Here is a 251-nt window from a genome sequence, read left to right as displayed (position 1 = left end):
TCGTAGGCGGCGATGCGGGTGCGCCAAAAACCCATTTCGGCTTGCAGCTTGGCTATGGTGCGGGCGGCCTCGTTGGTGAGGGCCTGCACGTCGCCATGGGTGTTGCTGGAAGTGCGCTTGTTCTCGATGGCGGTGAGTTGCTGGCTGTATTGCTCGAAGCGGTTGGCCATGTCGATGGTTTCGTTGACGGACTGCACGCGAAGCTGGATGAGTTCCTGGCAGATTTTTTGCGACACGTCGCTGCCGCCGAT

General features: G+C 60.2%; 1 protein-coding gene. It reads right to left on the bottom strand.

Annotated elements, in window-relative coordinates; all coding sequences use genetic code 11:
- On the bottom strand, positions 1-251 hold a 251-nt coding region (locus EJI00_RS25235; protein WP_185868229.1), incomplete at both ends, for a hypothetical protein.

The sequence above is a fragment of the Variovorax sp. DXTD-1 genome, from assembly GCF_003984625.1.
In the GTDB taxonomy this organism is placed as follows: Bacteria; Pseudomonadota; Gammaproteobacteria; order Burkholderiales; family Burkholderiaceae_C; genus Variovorax.
Note: the sequence above shows the minus strand (reverse complement) of the source record. Positions and strands in the feature narration are given on the sequence as shown.